General features: G+C 74.0%; 11 protein-coding genes and 1 pseudogene. 10 read left to right on the top strand and 2 right to left on the bottom strand.

Annotated elements, in window-relative coordinates; genetic code table 11:
• Nucleotides 1-57 precede the first annotated feature (57 nt).
• Entirely contained in the window at nt 58-1149 is a 1092-nt protein-coding gene (locus tag EMA17_RS37035) for a trypsin-like serine peptidase (RefSeq protein ID WP_126641588.1), read from the bottom strand.
• A gap of 213 nt (nt 1150-1362) precedes the next feature.
• Here EMA17_RS37035 and EMA17_RS37030 point away from each other — a divergent pair.
• The 9 genes and pseudogenes from EMA17_RS37030 to EMA17_RS36990 all read left to right on the top strand — a co-directional run.
• Nucleotides 1363-2859: pseudogene (locus EMA17_RS37030) on the top strand (diaminobutyrate--2-oxoglutarate transaminase); the annotation flags it as partial.
• A gap of 389 nt (nt 2860-3248) precedes the next feature.
• Entirely contained in the window at nt 3249-4769 is a 1521-nt protein-coding gene (locus EMA17_RS37025) for a pyridoxal phosphate-dependent decarboxylase family protein (RefSeq protein ID WP_246127140.1), read from the top strand.
• A gap of 172 nt (nt 4770-4941) precedes the next feature.
• A complete protein-coding gene (locus EMA17_RS37020) occupies nt 4942-6711 on the top strand; it encodes an IucA/IucC family protein (RefSeq protein ID WP_126641586.1) in 1770 nt (589 codons plus the stop codon).
• Nucleotides 6712-6739: 28 nt separating this feature from the next.
• Nucleotides 6740-7408 carry a GNAT family N-acetyltransferase gene (locus tag EMA17_RS37015; RefSeq protein WP_126641585.1) on the top strand — a complete coding sequence of 223 codons (669 nt, stop codon included), beginning with the start codon at nt 6740-6742 and terminating at the stop codon, nt 7406-7408.
• Nucleotides 7405-8877, top strand: coding sequence for a lysine N(6)-hydroxylase/L-ornithine N(5)-oxygenase family protein (locus EMA17_RS37010; protein ID WP_126641584.1), 1473 nt, complete (start codon nt 7405-7407; stop codon nt 8875-8877). The genes EMA17_RS37015 and EMA17_RS37010 overlap by 4 nt, the downstream gene beginning before the upstream one ends.
• Nucleotides 8801-10666 (top strand): IucA/IucC family protein, encoded by a 1866-nt coding sequence (locus tag EMA17_RS37005; RefSeq protein ID WP_126641583.1) that lies wholly within the window; start codon nt 8801-8803, stop codon nt 10664-10666. Before EMA17_RS37010 ends, EMA17_RS37005 begins: the two co-directional genes overlap by 77 nt.
• Before the next feature lie 87 nt (nt 10667-10753).
• A complete protein-coding gene (locus EMA17_RS37000) occupies nt 10754-11611 on the top strand; it encodes a carbon-nitrogen hydrolase family protein (protein WP_160161708.1) in 858 nt (285 codons plus the stop codon).
• A gap of 107 nt (nt 11612-11718) precedes the next feature.
• Nucleotides 11719-12675 (top strand): SGNH/GDSL hydrolase family protein, encoded by a 957-nt coding sequence (locus EMA17_RS36995; RefSeq protein WP_126641581.1) that lies wholly within the window; start codon nt 11719-11721, stop codon nt 12673-12675.
• An 83-nt stretch (nt 12676-12758) separates the two neighbouring features.
• Complete coding sequence (locus tag EMA17_RS36990) at nt 12759-14801, top strand: ATP-dependent DNA helicase (protein ID WP_126641580.1); 2043 nt, start codon at nt 12759-12761, stop codon at nt 14799-14801.
• 101 nt (nt 14802-14902) lie between these two features.
• Here the strand turns inward: EMA17_RS36990 and lexA are convergent, their stop codons facing one another.
• The gene (gene lexA / locus EMA17_RS36985) at nt 14903-15694 is read right to left on the bottom strand and encodes a transcriptional repressor LexA (RefSeq protein WP_307721584.1); all 792 of its coding nucleotides are present in this window, start codon (nt 15692-15694) and stop codon (nt 14903-14905) included.
• Between the two features lie 570 nt (nt 15695-16264).
• On the opposite strand from lexA, the gene nrdR reads away from it, so the two are divergent.
• Nucleotides 16265-16768, top strand: a complete 504-nt coding sequence (nrdR, locus tag EMA17_RS36980; protein ID WP_126641579.1) for a transcriptional regulator NrdR — start codon at nt 16265-16267, stop codon at nt 16766-16768.
• Nucleotides 16769-16820 lie beyond the last annotated feature (52 nt).

The following is a 16820-nucleotide window of genomic DNA, read 5'->3' as shown; positions in this document are numbered from 1 at the left end:
ATGGTGAGGGGCCCGGGTCGCGTTCGCGACCCGGGCCCCTCGTCGTGTCCGGTCGGGTCAGCGCTTGCGCTTGAGGTCGTCGAGCATGCGGCGGGCCTCCTGGTCCAGGTAGGGCCCGGCGATCCAGGTGTGGCCGGCGCCGCTGAGCGCGCTGTTCCCGATCAGGCACAGCGTGCCGTCGGGGGCGGTGGCGTACCAGCCGCCGCCGCTGGCGCCGGCGGTCATGGTGCAGCCGATCCGCAGCAGGGGCGGGGTGTTCGGGTCGACGGTCATCCGGCGCGGGGCCTGGGCGCAGCCGAACATGGTCAGGCCGTCGAAGGGGGTGTCCTGGGGATAGCCGTAGGCGCCGGTCTCGGCGAGCTCGCGCGGGGCGTCGAACCACACCGGCAGGGCGCGGCCGACCACCTCCTCCAGGCTGCGCCCGCTGCGGTCCGGGTTCTTCACCTCGACGACCGCGTAGTCGTACGAGGTGGCGGAGGAGGTGGCGTTGGTGCCGCCGGCGCGCCACTGGTCGGAGGTGGTCACGGAGGTCGCCCACCACTGGCCGAAGGGGGCGACCGGGCCGGGGTTGCCGAGGTTGGCGAGGGTGGCCTGGCCGCTGCTGTTGAACGCGGGTACGAATTGCAGGCTGTCGAACCAGGTGCCGCCGCGTCCGGCGTGTACGCAGTGGCCGGCGGTCCACACCAGGTTGCTGTGGCCGGGCCGCTTGGGGTCGGCTATCACGGTGCCCGAGCAGACGGAGGGGCCGTCGGGGGCCTCGAAGAACAGTTTGCCGACGGCGACCGTGCCGGCCTCGCCGGTGTACGGGCGGGCGACCGCGCGGGCCTGCACCGGCGGCGGTTTGGCCTCGGCGAGCACGTCGGGCAGGGGTCCCGGGCCGGCCGGTGCCCCGGTGTGTCCGGGGTCGGGCGAGGGCAGGGGTAGGGCCGGGCCCTCTTCGCTGCCGCGCGGCTCGCGCGGTTTGGCCCGACTCATCCGCTCCGGGGTCCAGTGCGCGGGATCGCCGGGATCGGCGAGTGCCGCCGGCCCCCGGCCGTGGCCGTCGTCGGTGCCGACGCCGCCCAGTGTCAATGCCATGACGGTGCCCGTCACCAGCAGCGATACCGCCACCGTCAGCGTGACGAACAGCGTGCGAGCGCCGCGCGTCAAGCGCCTACCTCCCCGTGTGCGCCCCCCGTGTGTGCCGGTCGACAGTATCGGAGGGGCCGCCGCCCGTGATCGGGCGGCCGTTCGGTCGTTGTCAGCGAGGGGATCGCCGATTCGGCGAATGTCACTCTTTGTGGTGATGGCGTCGCGATCCGCTGTCATGCAAAGGTAAGCCTTACCTAAGTTCCCGATCGCCCTCGTGGAGGTGCCGCAGTCATGACCGCCGCCCCGACCAGGCCGGACGACCGCTCCGGTGCCCAAGACCCGGCGCCGCTCGGGCCGCCTGCCGACACCGTGAGCCCCGACGGCGAGGGGCGAATCGGTGCGGCGATCGGTCGGCAGCGCTCGGGGGCCACGAGTGCGGACGCGCCGGGCATCCTGCGGCGACAGGCCGCCCGCGAGTCCTCGGCCCGCACCTACGCGCGCTCGTTGCCGATCGTGCCGGTGCGGGCCCGGGGCATGACCGTCGAGGGCGCGGACGGCCGGCGCTACCTCGACTGCCTCTCCGGCGCCGGCACGCTGGCCCTGGGCCACAACCACCCCGTGGTGCTCGCCGCGATCCGGGGCGTGCTCGACACCGGCGCGCCGCTGCACGTGCTCGACCTGGCCACCCCGGTCAAGGACCGGTTCGTCGAGGAGCTGTTCGCCACGCTGCCGCCGGAGTTGGCGCGCGACGGCCGCGTCCAGTTTTGCGGGCCGGCCGGCACCGACGCGGTGGAGGCGGCCCTCAAGCTGGTGCGGACCGCGACCGGGCGGCGCGGGGTGGTCGCGTTCACCGGGGCCTACCACGGGATGACCGAGGGGGCCCTGGCGGTGAGCGGCGACACCGCGATCCGCGACGCGACCGGGGCGGGCACGGGCGACACGGTGCGGCTGCCGTTCCCGCAGGACTACCGCTGCCCGTTCGGCGTCGGTGGGGCCGAGGGCGCGCGGATCGCCGGGCACTACGCGGGCACGCTGCTCGCCGACCCGGGCGGCGGCGTGCCGACGCCCGCCGGGATGATCGTGGAACCGGTCCAGGGCGAGGGCGGGGTGCTGCCGGCGCCCGACGGGTGGTTGCGCGAGCTGCGCCGGCTCACCGCCGAGCGGGGGATCCCGCTGATCGCCGACGAGGTACAGACCGGCCTGGGTCGCACCGGCGCGATGTGGGGTGTGGACCACGCCGGCGTGGTGCCCGACGTGATGGTGGTCTCCAAGGCGATCGGCGGCAGCCTGCCGCTGGCCGTGGTGGTCTATCGGGCCGAACTCGACCGCTGGTGGCCCGGTGCGCACGCGGGCACCTTCCGCGGCAACCAGCTGGCGATGGCGGCCGGCACCGCCACCATCGCCTTCGTGCGCGAGCACCGTCTGCACGAGCACGCGGCCCGGGTCGGCGCCCGACTCGCGGGCGCGCTCCGGGGCCTGATGCCCGGCCGGCCCGCGATCGGCGAGGTGCGCGGGCGGGGCCTGATGCTCGGCGTGGAGATCGTCGAGCCCGACGCGGCGCCGGACACGATCGGGGCCCGCCCCGCGGCGCCCGGCCTGGCGCTCGCGGTGCGCCGCGAGGCGTTGGCCCGGGGGCTGATCGTGGAGTTGGGCGGGCGGCACGACAGCGTGGTGCGGTTGTTGCCGCCGCTGACGATGACCGAGGTCCAGGCCGACGCGGTCCTCGAGCGGCTGGCCGAGGCCATCGAGGCCGCCCGGGCGGGATATCGCGGTCCGGGCGCGGGGCCCGGAGGCGCCGGTTCCGGGACCGGGACCGCCCGCTCCGCGCGTGCCGGGTCGGGGACTGCCGGGTTCACGAGTGCCGCGTCGGGGGCGACCGGGGCCGGAGCCGGCGGCTCGACGGCCGGGTCCCCGGGCGTCGGGTTCCAGGGCGCCCGGGTCGGGGGTGTCGGGTCCTCGGTTGTCGAGTGCGAAGCGGGTGGTTTCGGGGCCGTCGCCGAGGCTGTCGGTTCCGCCGGTGGCGAGTCCGACGGTGTCGAGCCCGCGGGTGTCGGGTCCGGGGCCGCCGGGTCCTCGGCGGCCGAGGGCGTGAGGGGCGAAGCCCCGGGGGTCGGGTTCGTGGTGGTCGGATCGGAGTCGGTGTGAATGCCGGGCGGGAGGTGCGGCACCCCGTCGGGGTGTCGCTCTCGGGGGGTGTGGCCGGGCCCGACGCGTTGCGGGCGTTGGTCGACGTCGCGCTCCTCGCGATGGACGCCGGGATCGGTGCGCGAGGTGGGCCGCTGCCGTCGGGCGGGCCCGCCGGGGTCGCGGCCGAGGTGGCCCGAGTGCTCGGCTCCGGTGCGGCGGGACCGGTGCCGGCCGCGCGCGGTGCGGCGTCGGCGGGCCCGGGACCCGGGACGCTGCCGGACATCGGGGTGGGTGACTTCGCCGCGTTGCGCGAGTTGTCCGCGCTGCTCGCGTGGGGGTCCGCAGACCCGGCCGATCCGCGCTGCGCCGGCCATCTGCACTGCCCGCCGCTCGCCGTCGCGGTGGCCGCCGACCTGATCGCCTCCGCGCTGAACCCCTCGCTCGACTCGTGGGACCAGGCGCCGGTGGCGGTGGCCCTGGAGGCCGAGGTGGTGGCCGCCCTCGCCGGCCTGGTCGGCTTCCCACCCGGCGGCGCGGGCGGCACGATCACCACCGGCGGCACCGAGTCCAACCTGATGGGACTGCTCCTCGCCCGCGACGCGCTCGGCCCGGGCGTCGGCCGGCGGCGGATCCTGTGCTCGCAGGCCGCGCACTTCTCCATCCGCCGCTGCGCCGGCCACCTGGGCCTGGGCGAGGACGCGGTGGTCACCGTGCCCACCGACGCCGAGCACCGGATGGATCCGCACGCGCTGGCCGCCGCGGTCGGACGGGTGCGGGCGGGCAACGACCGGATCGCGGCGATCGTGGCCACGGCCGGCACCACCGACCTGGGCGCGATCGACCCGCTGCCGGCGATCGCCGCGGTGGCGCGTGCGGCGGGCGCGTGGTTGCACGTGGACGCGGCCTACGGTGGCGGCGCGTTGTTCTCGAACCGGCTCACGCCGCTGCTCACCGGCCTCGAAGGGGCCCACTCGGTGGGCCTGGACCTGCACAAACTCGGCTGGCAGCCGATCGCGGCCGGGGTGTTCCTGGTCCGCGACGCGGCCCTGCTCGGGCCGCTCGCCCAGCGCGCCGCCTACCTCAACCCCGACGACGACCAACGGGCGGGCTACGTCAGCCTGTTGGGCAACTCGCCGCGCACCACGCGCCGCGCCGACGTGTTCAAGATCGCGGTCACCCTGCGCGCGCTCGGCCGGGCCGGACTGGGCGAGTTGGTGGACCGCTGCCACGACCTGGCCCGACACGCGGCCGAGGCGATCCGGGCCGACCCGCACCTGGAACTGTCCGCCGAGCCCGTGCTCACCACCGTGGTCTTCCGCTACCTCCGCCGAGGCCACGACCCCGACGACCCGGTCGACCGGGCCGAGGCGGACCGGGTCAACGCGGCACTGCGCCGCCGACTGCTGCACGAGGGACGCGCGGTGATCGGCCGTACCGAACTGGGCGACGAACCCGGCGCGGTCCGCCTCAAACTCACCCTGGTCAACCCCGACACCACCGGCGCCGACCTCGGCGCGCTGCTCGCCGCGGTGGTCGAGGCGGGGCGCGCGGAAAGCGCGACGCCGGGCTGACGCTCCGTCAACAATCTTCGTTACCGCGCGCCTCGCATATTCGCGACCATCCTCGCCGAACAATCGACACGGGTCGAAATCTCCACATCCCGAGCGCCCCCTCCCGCACGATTCACGATTCACGATTGACGGGCATCGACCACCGGGTCGATCGACACCACACGGAGCAGCGATGACCATCGCGGGTCCCGACCAGTCCGCCGTGCGGACGGATCCCGAAACGGACCACCTCGACGCGCCGGACACCCGGTACGCCGCCGACGCGGCGACGGTCGAATGCCTGCTTCGCTGCTGGGTGCGCGAACACGCGCTGCCGAGGCCGGAGTCGGGCGTGCTCACCGTCGAACTGCCCGGGGTCGGCCGGACCCTGACGGTCGTGGTGCGCTACTGGTCGCCGGCGGGCTGGCACCGCTTCGGCACCGCGCACCTGGACGGCGAGGGACCGCTGAACGCGGTCACGCTGGCCCTGGTGCTCGGCGACGAGGCGAGCGCGAGCGGGGCCGGCGCGGCGGGCGAGGCCTGCGGCGACACCGCGATCCGGGTGGCCGACTCGGTCACCCACGCCGACCGCTACATCGCCCACCGGCGCGCGCACCCCGAGGACCCGCCCGGGACCGCCCCGTTCCTGGCCGCCGAGCAGTCCCTGGTGCTCGGCCACCCGATGCACCCCACACCCAAGAGCCGGGACCGGCTCGACCCCGACGAGGACGCCGCGTGGTCCCCGGAGTTGCGCGGATCCTTCCCGCTGCACTGGTTCGCCGCCGACGCCGACCTGGTCGGCCAGGACAGCGCGCTGGACCGGGAGGCCGCCGACGTGCTGGCCGACCTCGCCGGGGAGTTGCGCGCCCCCGAGGGCACCGTGCTCGTGCCCGCCCACCCGTGGCAGGCCCGCGACCTGCCGCAGCGCCCGCACCTGCGCGCCCTGCTCGACGCCGGCCGGTTGCGCGACCTGGGCCCCGCCGGAGCCCCCTGGCACCCCACCTCCTCGGTGCGCACGGTGTACCGGCCCGACGCCGAGGTGATGCTCAAGCTCTCGCTCGGCCTGCGGATCACCAACTCCCGCCGGGAGAACCTGCCCAAGGAACTGCTGCGCGGCATCGAGGTGCACCGCATCCTGCGCTCCGGCCTGGAACACGAACTGCGGGCCGCGCACCCCACGTTCGACATCGTCCGGGACCCGGCCTGGATCTCGGTGGCGCCGCCGGAGCCGTTCCCGCGCCCGGACCGGCCCGCGGCCGGCCTGGAACTGGTGCTGCGGGCCAACCCGTTCGGCGCCGGCGAGCGGGTCTCGTGCCTGGCCGCGCTGGTCGCCGAACGCCCCGGGATCGGCCCCTCGCGGCTGGCCGGACACGTACACACCCTCGCCCGGCGCACCGGGCGCGCGCCGGCGTCGGTGGCCGAGGAGTGGTTCGAGCGCTACCTGGCGGTGGTGGCCGAGCCGGTGTTGTGGCTGGACCGGCACGCCGGCATCGCGCTCGAGGCGCACCAGCAGAACACCCTGGTCCTGCTCGACGCCGACGGGCTGCCCTCGGGCGGGCGCTACCGGGACAACCAGGGCTACTACTTCCGCGCCTCGCGCGCCGGCGACCTGGCCCGCCGACTGCCCGCGGCCGGGGTGGCCAGCGACACGATCGTGCCGGACGAGATCGCCGACGAACGCCTGGCCTACTACGTCGGGGTCAACAACCTGCTCGGCCTGATCGGCGCGTTCGGCGCCCAGGGGCTGGTCGACGAGCGGGTCCTGCTGGCCCGCCTGCGCGCCCTGCTGACCCGCTACGCCGAGGACTGCGGCGCCGCGCGCTCGCTGCTGACCGATCCGCGGCCGCGCTGCAAGGCCAACCTGATGACCCGCCTGCACGGCCTCGACGAACTCGTCGGGCCGGTCGCCACGCAGTCGATCTACGTGCACATCCGCAATCCGCTCGCCGAAGTCCCCGCGTGAGCCCGGCCCCAGGAGGTTCCGTCCCCGTATGAGCCCGTCATCCCTCTCGTCCCCCGAGATCCCGCTCGCCGAGGCCGAGACGCTGCGCCTGACCACCCGCCGGCCGAGCACGGGGCCGACCGGCCCGCTCACCGAGGCGGCCCGCTGGGGTGCGCTCACCCTGCCGGTCGGCCGGTTCTCGCTGCACGAGGTGAACCCCAAGCGCGATCTGCCGCTGCTGCACACGTGGATGAACGACCCGGTGACCGCCCGCTGGTGGGAGCTGGCCGGGGACGAGGAGGTGGTGCGCCGACACCTGGCGACCCAGGCCGTGCGCGGCCACGGCAGCGCCTACCTGGGCTGCCTCGACGACGAGCCGGTCAGCTACTGGGAGCTGTACCGGGCCGACCTGGACGACCTGGCCCGGCACTACCCCGCGCGCCCGCACGACGTGGGGATCCACCTGCTGATCGGGCCCGCCGGCGCCCGCGGGCGCGGGATCGGCTCGCTGCTGCTGCGCGCGGTCACCGAACTGGTGTTGCGCGCCGCGCCCGACACGATGCGGGTGGTGGCCGAGCCGGACGTGCGCAACGAGGCGTCGGTGCGCGCCTTCGAGCGGGCCGGCTTCCGGCGCCTGGGCGATGTGCGCCTGCCGGACAAGACCGCCGCGCTGATGTCGCGCCCGCGCGTCGCGCGGGAATCGGGTGCCCGGCCGTGACCGATCTCCTGCCCGCGCCGCGCCGGGCGGCCGACCCCGGCGCGGTGGTGCACGACCTGGTGGGCATCGGCATCGGGCCGTTCAACCTGGCGCTCGCGGCGCTGGCCGACCGGGTCGAGCCGCTGCGCACGCTGTTCCTGGACCGCGCGCCCACGTTCAGTTGGCATCCGGGGCTGCTCCTGGACGGCACCACCCTCCAGGTGCCCTTCCTGGCCGACCTGGTCACCCTGGTCGACCCGACCAGCCCGTGGTCGTTCCTGGCCTATCTGCGCGCGCACGACCGGCTGTTCCCGTTCTACTTCGCCGAACGCCTGCACGTGCCCCGGCGCGAATACGACCACTACTGCCGCTGGGTCGCCGAGGCGCTGCCCGCCTGCCGCTTCGGCAGCGAGGTGGTCTCCGTCGCCTGGGAGGGCGACCTGTACCGGATCGACTTTCGCGACATGGCCGACGGGGAGCACCACCGGGTGCACGCGCGGCACGTGGTGCTCGGCATCGGCACCGAACCGGTGGTGCCCGAGCCGTTCGCGCGCCTGCTCGGGGACAGCGTGCTGCACGCGGCCGACTACCTCGACCACCGCGCCGACCTCACCGACGCCGAGGACGTCACGGTGCTCGGCTCGGGCCAGTCCGGCGCGGAGGTGTTCCTGGACCTGCTGCGCCGCCGCACCGGCCCCAGCCGGCGGCTCACCTGGCTGACCCGATCGCCCGCGTTCGCCCCGATGGAATACTCCAAACTCGGCCTGGAGCACTTCACGCCCGACTACACGCGCTACTTCCACGGCCTGCCCGAGCCGGTGCGCGACCGACTGCTGCCCGAGCAGTGGCAGTTGTACAAGGCGATCAGCGCGGACACCATCGCCGCGATCCACGACGAGTTGTACGAGCGCGGCATCGCGGGCGGCCGGGTGCGCGCCACGCTGATGCCCGACGTGACGGTCACCACCGCGCGGACCACCCGCGACGGGGTGGAACTGGGCTGTCGCCACGGCGAGCAGGACCGCGCGTTCACCGTCCGCACCGATCGGGTCGTGCTGGCCACCGGCTACGCGCAGCGGCACCCCGCGATGCTCGACCCGCTGTGGGACCTGATCACCCGGGACGCCGCCGGGCGCCCGTTGATCGACCTGGACCACCGGGTCACCCTGCCCGCGCACGTCACCGGCGGCCTGTACACGCAAAACGCCGAACTGCACACGCACGGCGTGGGCACACCCGATCTGGGCCTGGGCGCGCACCGGGCCGCGACCATCCTCAACTCCGTGTGCGGCAACGCGGTCTACCGACTGCCGATCCGTACCGCGTTCACCACGTTCGGCCTGGCCGCGGGCGACACCGAGCCCGCGCGCCGACCGCACCGACGGAGCGCGACCGACCCCGCAGAGGTACGCAATGTCGCAGTCGAACCCGGCAGCGGAGCCCATCGAGGCCGAACTGCCGCACCAGGGCGCCCGACACGCAGCGCCTGAGCCCGCCTCCCGGGTGCCCGCCGCGCGCCACGGCGTGCCCTCCACCGATTTGGAACTGTGGCGGCGGGTCAACCGGGACATGATCGCCAAGGCGATCGCCGAGTTCGCCTACGAGGAACTCCTCGCGCCCGTCGCCGACGGCGACGCCTACACCGTCGCGGTGTCCGGCGACGTGCACTACCGCTTCCGGGCCCGGCGCGGCGCCTACGACGCGTGGCACGTGGACCCGGCGTCGGTGGTGCGCGAGTGGGAGGGCGGCGCCGATCCGGCCGAGGACATGCTCCAGTTCCTGCTCGACGCGCACACCGTGATCGGCCTCGCCGGCGACACGGCCGGGCACCTGGTGCGCGAGTTGACCGCGACGCTGGCCGCCGACGCGGCGACCGCGGCGAGCGCGCCGACCGCGGCCGTGCTGGCGGACCTGGGCTACGCCGAACTGGAGGGCCACCAGACCGGTCACCCGTGGATCGTGCCGAACAAGGGCCGCGTCGGCTTCTCGGCGAGCGACGCGCGCGCCTACGCGCCCGAGGCGCGCCGCCCGATGCGGCTGCCGTGGATCGCGGTGCACCGGGACCTGGCGGTGTGGCGGTCGGTGCCGGGCCTGGCCGAAGAACGGCTGTACGCCGAGGAACTGGACCCGTCGACCGCCGAGCGCTTCCACCGCGCGCTGGCCGCCCGGGTGTCGACGCCGGAGGACTTCCGGTGGCTCCCGGTGCACCCGTGGCAGTGGGACGAGACGATCGCGACGTTGTTCGCGCCGGAGTTGGCCGCCGGGCGGATCGTGCCGCTGGGCGAGGCCGAGGACCGACACCTGGCCCAGCAGTCGGTCCGTACCTTCCTCAACGTGGACCACCCGGCCCGGCGCACCGTCAAACTGCCGCTGTCGGTGCTCAACACGCTGGTGTGGCGCGGCCTGCCCAGCGAGCGCACCCTCGCCGCGCCCGCGGTCACCGCCTGGGTGCACGGCCTGCGCGACGCGGACCCGTTCCTGCGCGACGAATGCCGGGTGATCATGCTCGGCGAGACCGCGTCGATCACCGTGCGCCATCCGGTGCTGGAGGAACTGCCCGGCGTCCCCTACCAGTACCGCGAACTGCTCGGCGCGATCTGGCGCGAACCGCTGGCCCCGCACCTCGACTCCGGCGAGCGCGCCCGCACCCTCGCCGCGCTGCTGCACGTGGACCCGGCCGGGCGGCCGTTCGTCGCCGAACTGATCGAACGCTCCGGCCTGGCCCCCCGGGTGTGGCTGCGCCGGCTCTTCCACGCGCTGCTGCCGCCGCTGCTGCACTGCCTGTACCGCTACGGCCTGGTGTTCTCGCCGCACGGGGAGAACACGATCGTGGTCTTCGACGAGCACGACGTCCCGGTCCGGCTGGCGATCAAGGACTTCGTCGACGACGTCAACATCAGCGACCGGCCGCTGCCGGAACTGGCCGCTTTGCCCGCCGACGTGGACGCGGTCCTGCTCCGGGAGAAGCCCGACTACCTGTGCCAGTTCATCCACGCCGCGCTCCTGGTCGGCCACCACCGCTACCTCGCCGATCTCGCGGTCGCGCACCTGGGCATCCCCCAGGAGGGGTTCTGGGCGCTGGTCCGCGAGGAGGTGCTGGCACACCAGGCGGCGTTCCCCGAACTCCAGGACCGCTTCGAGCTGTTCGACCTGCTCACGCCCCGGATCGACCGGCTGTGCCTGAACCGCAATCGGCTGCTCCTGGACGGCTACCGGGACCGCCCCACCCGCCCGCACGTGGGCGCGCACGGGACCGTGCCGAACGCGCTGCGCATGTGAGACGCACCCCGATCCGACCCGGGCTCGCGAACAACCTGTCCGGTTTGCCGATGGTGTGATCCCCATCACGATGCCAGAATGCGGCGGGTGACCGACGTCGCCGAAAACGCGAGGCAACCCCTGAGGGTCGCCGCCGCACAGGCCCAGGCGCGGCCGGGCGACATCCCCGCGAATGTCGCCACGGCCGCGCAACTCGTGCGCTTCGGTTCCTCGGCCGGCGCCGATGTCGTGGTGCTGCCGGAGCTGTTCCTGTCGGGCTACGACCTCGACCTGTTCCGACCCGACGTGAAACCGTGCGACATCGTGCCCGGCGACACCCGGCTCGGCGAGTTGCAGGCCGCCTGCTACGCCACCCGCACGGTCGCCGTGGTCGGCGCCGCGGTGCGCCGCGCGGGCGGGCGGACCATCTCGCTCCTCGTGGTCGGCCGCGACGGCGACGCGCACGTGGCCTACGACCGACAACACCTGTGGCGCGAGGAACGCGAACTGTTCCGTCCCGGCGACCACGGCTGCACGATCGAGATCGCCGGCTGGCGGCTGGGCCTGGGCAGTGCCTACGACGTGAGCTTTCCCGAACACGCGCGCGCGGCCGTGCACGACGGGTGCGACGCCTACCTGTGCCCAGGGGTGTACACCCGCGGCGACGGCGAACACCGGCGCGACCTCTACTTCGCCGCCCGCGCCCTGGAGAACACCTGCTACACGGTGGTGGCCAACCACATCGGCGACACCGGCCTGGGCCCCGCGTGCGGACGCAGCGGGGTGTACGGACCGGACGGGCGGGTGGTGATCGAGGCCGACGGGGAGCGGGTGGACGTGGTCGCGGCCACCTTCCAGGACATCGAGATCGACGCCGCCCGCGAGTGCCTGACCATGCTGGAGGACCTGCCCTCGCGGGCGCGCGCGGCGGCGGGCGCGCGCCGCGAGACGATCAAGCTGGACTGAGCCGGCGGCGGTGCGGCCGGCATCCGGGCGCGGAAGACCGTAGTCTCGCCGGAACGCCGATGCCTACCGACGGGTAATGGGCGGGCGACGACGAGAGGGGAGCGCTCGTGCGCACAACTCGCAGGGCGATCGCGGGCCTGGCCGCACTGACGGCGCTCGGCGCGCTGTCCGCCTGCTCGGACGACTCCGGCGACTCCAAGGCCTCCGCCGCCGCGAAGAGCGGCGCCCCCGCGGCCACGCGGGCCGCCCCCGCACCGGCCGGCGCACTGCCGGCGGCCGCCAGTGGCGCCACCTACGTCGCGCTCGGCGACTCGTACGCGGCCGGCGTGAAGATACCGGTGATCGTGCCCACCGCGCCGCCCGGCTGCAGCCGCTCGGAGAGCAACTACGCGCACCTGGTGGCCAAGCGCAAGAACGTCGCCGGCTTCGTCGACGTCACCTGCGGGGGCGCCAGGACCCCGGACCTGACGGTCGGCCAGCAGACCCAGGGCACCCCGCCGCCGCAGTTCGACGCGCTGCGCCCGGACACCGCGCTGGTCACCCTGGGCGTCGGCGGCAACGACATCGGCTTCTCCGAGATCGTCACGATGTGCGTGCTGCAAAGCCGCAGCACCACCTCGACCCAGCCGTGCACCGACAAGTACGCCCCGGGCGGCAACGACGAGTTGACCAAGCGGATCGGCGACACCGGGCCCAAGCTGGCCGCCGCCATCACCGGCATCAAGGAGCGCTCGCCCAAGGCCCGGATCCTGGTCGTCGGCTACCCCACGATCCTGCCGGAGAGCGGCCCCGGCTGCCCCGCCCAGGTGCCGGTCGCCGACGGCGACCTGCCGTACCTGCGCAAGGTGGTGCCCGCGCTCAACGACATGATCGCCAAGGCGGCGGCCGAACAGGGCGCGGAATACGTCGACACCTACACCGGCTCGGCCGGCCACGACGTGTGCAAGCCGGTCGGCACCAAGTGGGTCGAGGGCGTCAAGCCGGAGTCGCCCGCCGGCCCCGTGCACCCCAACGCGCTCGGCCAGGAGGCCATGGCCGAGGCGGTGCTGGCCAAGCTCGGCTGAGCCGGGAAACCTTCGGGGAGGAGTCGGACGAAGCGGGCCGTGCGGTCGGGGATGTCGGTCGGAGCATCTAGGCTTGTCGCCCGATGAGCGACTCCGACCGTCCCGCGCTGACCGAACTCCTGCACGCCGCCGTCGCCGCCGTCGGCGGATCGGAGCGACCCGGACAAGTATCGATGGCCGAGGCCGTCGCCGGCGCGGTCGCCCGCGCCGAACACCTGCTGGTCCAGGCCGGCACCGGCACCGGCAAATCCTTGGCCTACCTGGTGCCCGCGCTGGCCGCGCACCGCAAGGTCGTGGTGGCCACCGCGACGCTCGCGCTCCAGCGCCAACTCGTCGAGCGCGACCTGCCGCGCACGGTCGAGGCGCTGCGCCCGCAACTGCGCCGCTCGCCGACCTTCGCCACGCTCAAGGGGCGCGGCAACTACCTGTGCCTGCACCGGCTGCACGACGGGCCGCCCGACGAGGGCGAGGTGCTGTTCGACCCGGCGCCCACGAGCAGACTCGGGCAGGACGTGGTCCGGGTGCGCGACTGGGCCGACGAGACCGACACCGGCGACCGCGACGACCTGAGTCCGGGGGTCAACGACCGGGCCTGGGCCCAGGTGTCGGTGTCCTCGCGCGAGTGCTTGGGCGCCTCGCGCTGCCCGTACGGCGACGACTGCTTCGCCGAGGCCGCGCGCGAGCGGGCCAAGCAGGCCGACATCGTGGTGACCAACCACGCGCTCCTCGCCATCGACGCGTTGGAGGACGCGCCGGTGCTGCCCGAGCACGAGCTGCTGATCGTCGACGAGGCGCACGAGTTCGCGAGCCGGGCCACGGGCGTGGCCACCGCCGAGCTGAGCCTGAGCGCGGTCGACCGGGCCGCGCGGCGGGCCGGCAAGCTGGCCAACGAGGGCGCGGTGGACAACCTGAACGCCGCCTCCGAGGCGTTCCGCAAGACCCTGGACGGGCGCGAGCCGGGCCGGTTGCGCGAGGTGGATCCGGACCTGGGCTGGACGGTGACCGCGCTGCGCGACGCGAGCCGAGGCGTGATCACCTCGCTCGGCGAGGTGCGGGACAAGTCGCTGAGCAACGAGGACGCGGCCCGCCGCCAGGCGCTGGCCGGCGTCGAGCACATCCACGACACCTGCGAGCGCATCCTGCGGGAGTCGCCGCACGACGTGATCTGGATGGAGCGCAACGAACGCACCGGCGCGTCGCTGCGGGTGGCCCCGATCGCGGTGGCCGGGCTGCTGCGCGAGGCGCTGTTCGGCGACCGCACCGTGGTGCTCACCTCGGCCACGCTCATGCTCGGCGGCAACTTCCGCGGTGTGGCGGGCAGCCTGGGGCTGAGCCCCGAGGGGATGTTGACCGACGCGCCCGAGCCGGTGCCCACGGAGGTCGCGGTGCGGCCAGGTGACGACGAGGAGGCGGCGGGGGAGGGCGATCCGGACGGCGACGCCGACCTGGCGCCGTGGCGCTGCATGGACGTGGGTTCGCCGTTCGACTACCCCAGGCAGGGCATCCTCTACGTCGCGCGGCACCTGTCGCCACCGGGCCGCGACGGGATGAGCACGGGCACGCTGGACGAGTTGGCCGAGCTGATCGAGGCCGCGGGCGGCCGGGCGCTGGGCCTGTTCTCCTCGCGGCGCGGCGCGGAGGCGGCCACGGAGGCGCTGCGCGAGCGCCTCGACGTGCCGATCCTGTGCCAGGGCGACGACTCGCTGGCCGAGTTGTTGCGGCGCTTCGCGGCCGAGCCGCGCACGTGCCTGTTCGGCACGTTGTCCCTGTGGCAGGGGGTGGACGTGCCCGGGCCGTCCTGCCAGCTGGTGATCATGGACCGGATCCCGTTCCCGCGTCCCGACGACCCGCTGATGAGCGCGCGGGCGCAGTCGGTCCAGGAAAGCGGCGGCAACGGCTTCATGGCGGTCTCGGCGACGCACGCCGCGCTGTTGATGGCCCAGGGCGCCGGCCGGCTGATCCGGTCGATGAACGACCGGGGCGTGGTGGCGGTGCTCGACCCGCGCCTGGCCACCGCCCGCTACGGCGGCTTCTTCAGGGCCTCGATGCCGCCCCTGTGGTACACGGAGGACCGCAACCAGGTCCGCCGCTCGCTGGCCGCGATCGACAAGGACGACTCGGCCTGAACCGGTGTGACGACCCGGCCGCCGACGTGGGAAGGGCGGTCGTTCGGCGTGGTCGCGCCGGACGACCGCCCGCGGGCGGTATGTGGGGGTCCCCGGTCATCTCAGACTCGGCGCATGACGGCGACCACACGGCCCAGGATGGTCGCCTCGTCGCCCGGGATGGGCTCGTAGGCGGGGTTGTGCGGCATCAGCCAGCGGTGCCCGTCCCGGTGCCGCAGACGCTTGACGGTGGCCTCGCCGTCGAGCATCGCGGCGACGATGTCGCCGTTCTCGGCGACCGGCTGGCGGCGGACCGCGACGTAGTCGCCGTCCATGATCGCGGCCTCGATCATCGAGTCGCCGCTGACCTTGAGCAGGAACACGTCACCGTCGCCGACCAACTGGCGCGGCAGCGGGAAGACGTCCTCGACGGACTGCTCGGCCAGTATCGGACCGCCGGCCGCGATCCGGCCGACCACCGGGACGTAGGACGCGGCCTGCGAGCCGCGCTCGGCGTGCGGTCCGGCCGGCGCGAGCGGACGCCCGCCGTCGGGCGAACGCACCTCGTAGGCGCGCGGACGATGCGGATCACGGCGCAAATAACCCTTGCGTTCGAGCGCCATCAACTGGTGCGCGACGGAGGACGTGCTGGACAGTCCGACCGCCTCGCCGATCTCGCGCATGCTCGGCGGATATCCACGCGACTCGACAGAGGTGCGGATCACTTCGAGGACGCGCGTCTGGCGCGGCGTCAGCCCCCCCGCCGGACGCCGCGTCGCACTGCCCTGGACCTGCGCGTTCTCGGTGCCCGGGGCGGGCGCCGGCGGCGGCACGGTGGCGCTGTGCGGGTGTTTCGTGGGGAGGGTTTCGGTGCGGATTCCGGGGTGGATGGCTCCGGTGGCTTCTCCGGTCACGGCTGGCCCTTTCGACGGATTGCTCGCACGTGGAGAACGGTAGTCGGGTTCGAAAGGTTGCGCCAAACACACGTTCGAGTGAATTTAGGCCAATCCGGTGGCGATCATTCGGTTCCCGCTGTAGTAATCGTACATACATTCGAATTCCGTTCGGGAATTGCCCACGGAACCGATGCCCGAAATGTCGCGTGCGCGGCTCGTGTGCCGCGACACGCGGCCGGTCGGGTTAATTTCGGCGACTCCTCGGGCGGTGACCTGCGGGGATGACGAGAGGTCACCGCGGGCTCTCCGAGCGTCTGCGAGTCGGCTTGCAGCGCCTCGGGTCGCGGTCTACCGTAGCCACTACATCTTGTGGTCGAGGGCGTTGCAGAAGCCCACAAGTTGTGGTTGCCGTATATACTATGTTCCCGGAGCATTCCCGGACCGCACCGGACGGGCCCCCAGGCGTGGGCCCTCGGGGCGAGGGCGCGGCAACCCGCGGCACCACCAGGGCACGTTTCGCCGCTTCGCGCGCGACGCGCACGGGCACCACGCAGGACCTGCGTCTGAACGAGGGGGAGAGGGAACGGCATGCACTGCCCCTTCTGTCGGCGAGCGGACAGCCGCGTCGTGGACAGCCGGACCACCGACGACGGGGCCGCCATCCGGCGCCGTCGCTCGTGCCCCGACTGCGGACGACGCTTCACCACGATCGAGACCGCCTCGCTCACGGTGATCAAGCGCAGCGGCGTCACCGAGCCGTTCAGCCGGGACAAGGTCATCGCCGGCGTGCGCAAGGCGTGTCAGGGCCGCCCGGTCACCGGTGACGCGCTGGCCCTGCTCGGCCAGCGGGTCGAGGAGGCGGTGCGGGCCACCGGGTGCGCCGAGTTGACCACCCACGACGTGGGCCTGACCATATTGGGCCCGCTCCGTGAGCTCGACGAGGTCGCCTATCTGCGGTTCGCGTCCGTGTACCGGGCCTTCGAGTCCCTGGAGGACTTCGAGGCCGAGGTCGCGCTGCTGCGCGCCGGTCGCGCGGAGTCGATCGAGCCCGCGGTGCCCGCGAACGCGGCGGACGCCCCCGCCGCGGACTGAGCGCGGGCCACCTGCGCGCGGGTCATTCACATTTTCATTCGGTAGTACACGT

Source organism: Embleya hyalina (assembly GCF_003967355.1).
GTDB lineage: Bacteria > Actinomycetota > Actinomycetes > Streptomycetales > Streptomycetaceae > Embleya > Embleya hyalina.
The sequence above is the reverse complement of the archived record's forward strand: the minus strand, read 5'-3'. Positions and strand labels throughout refer to the sequence as shown.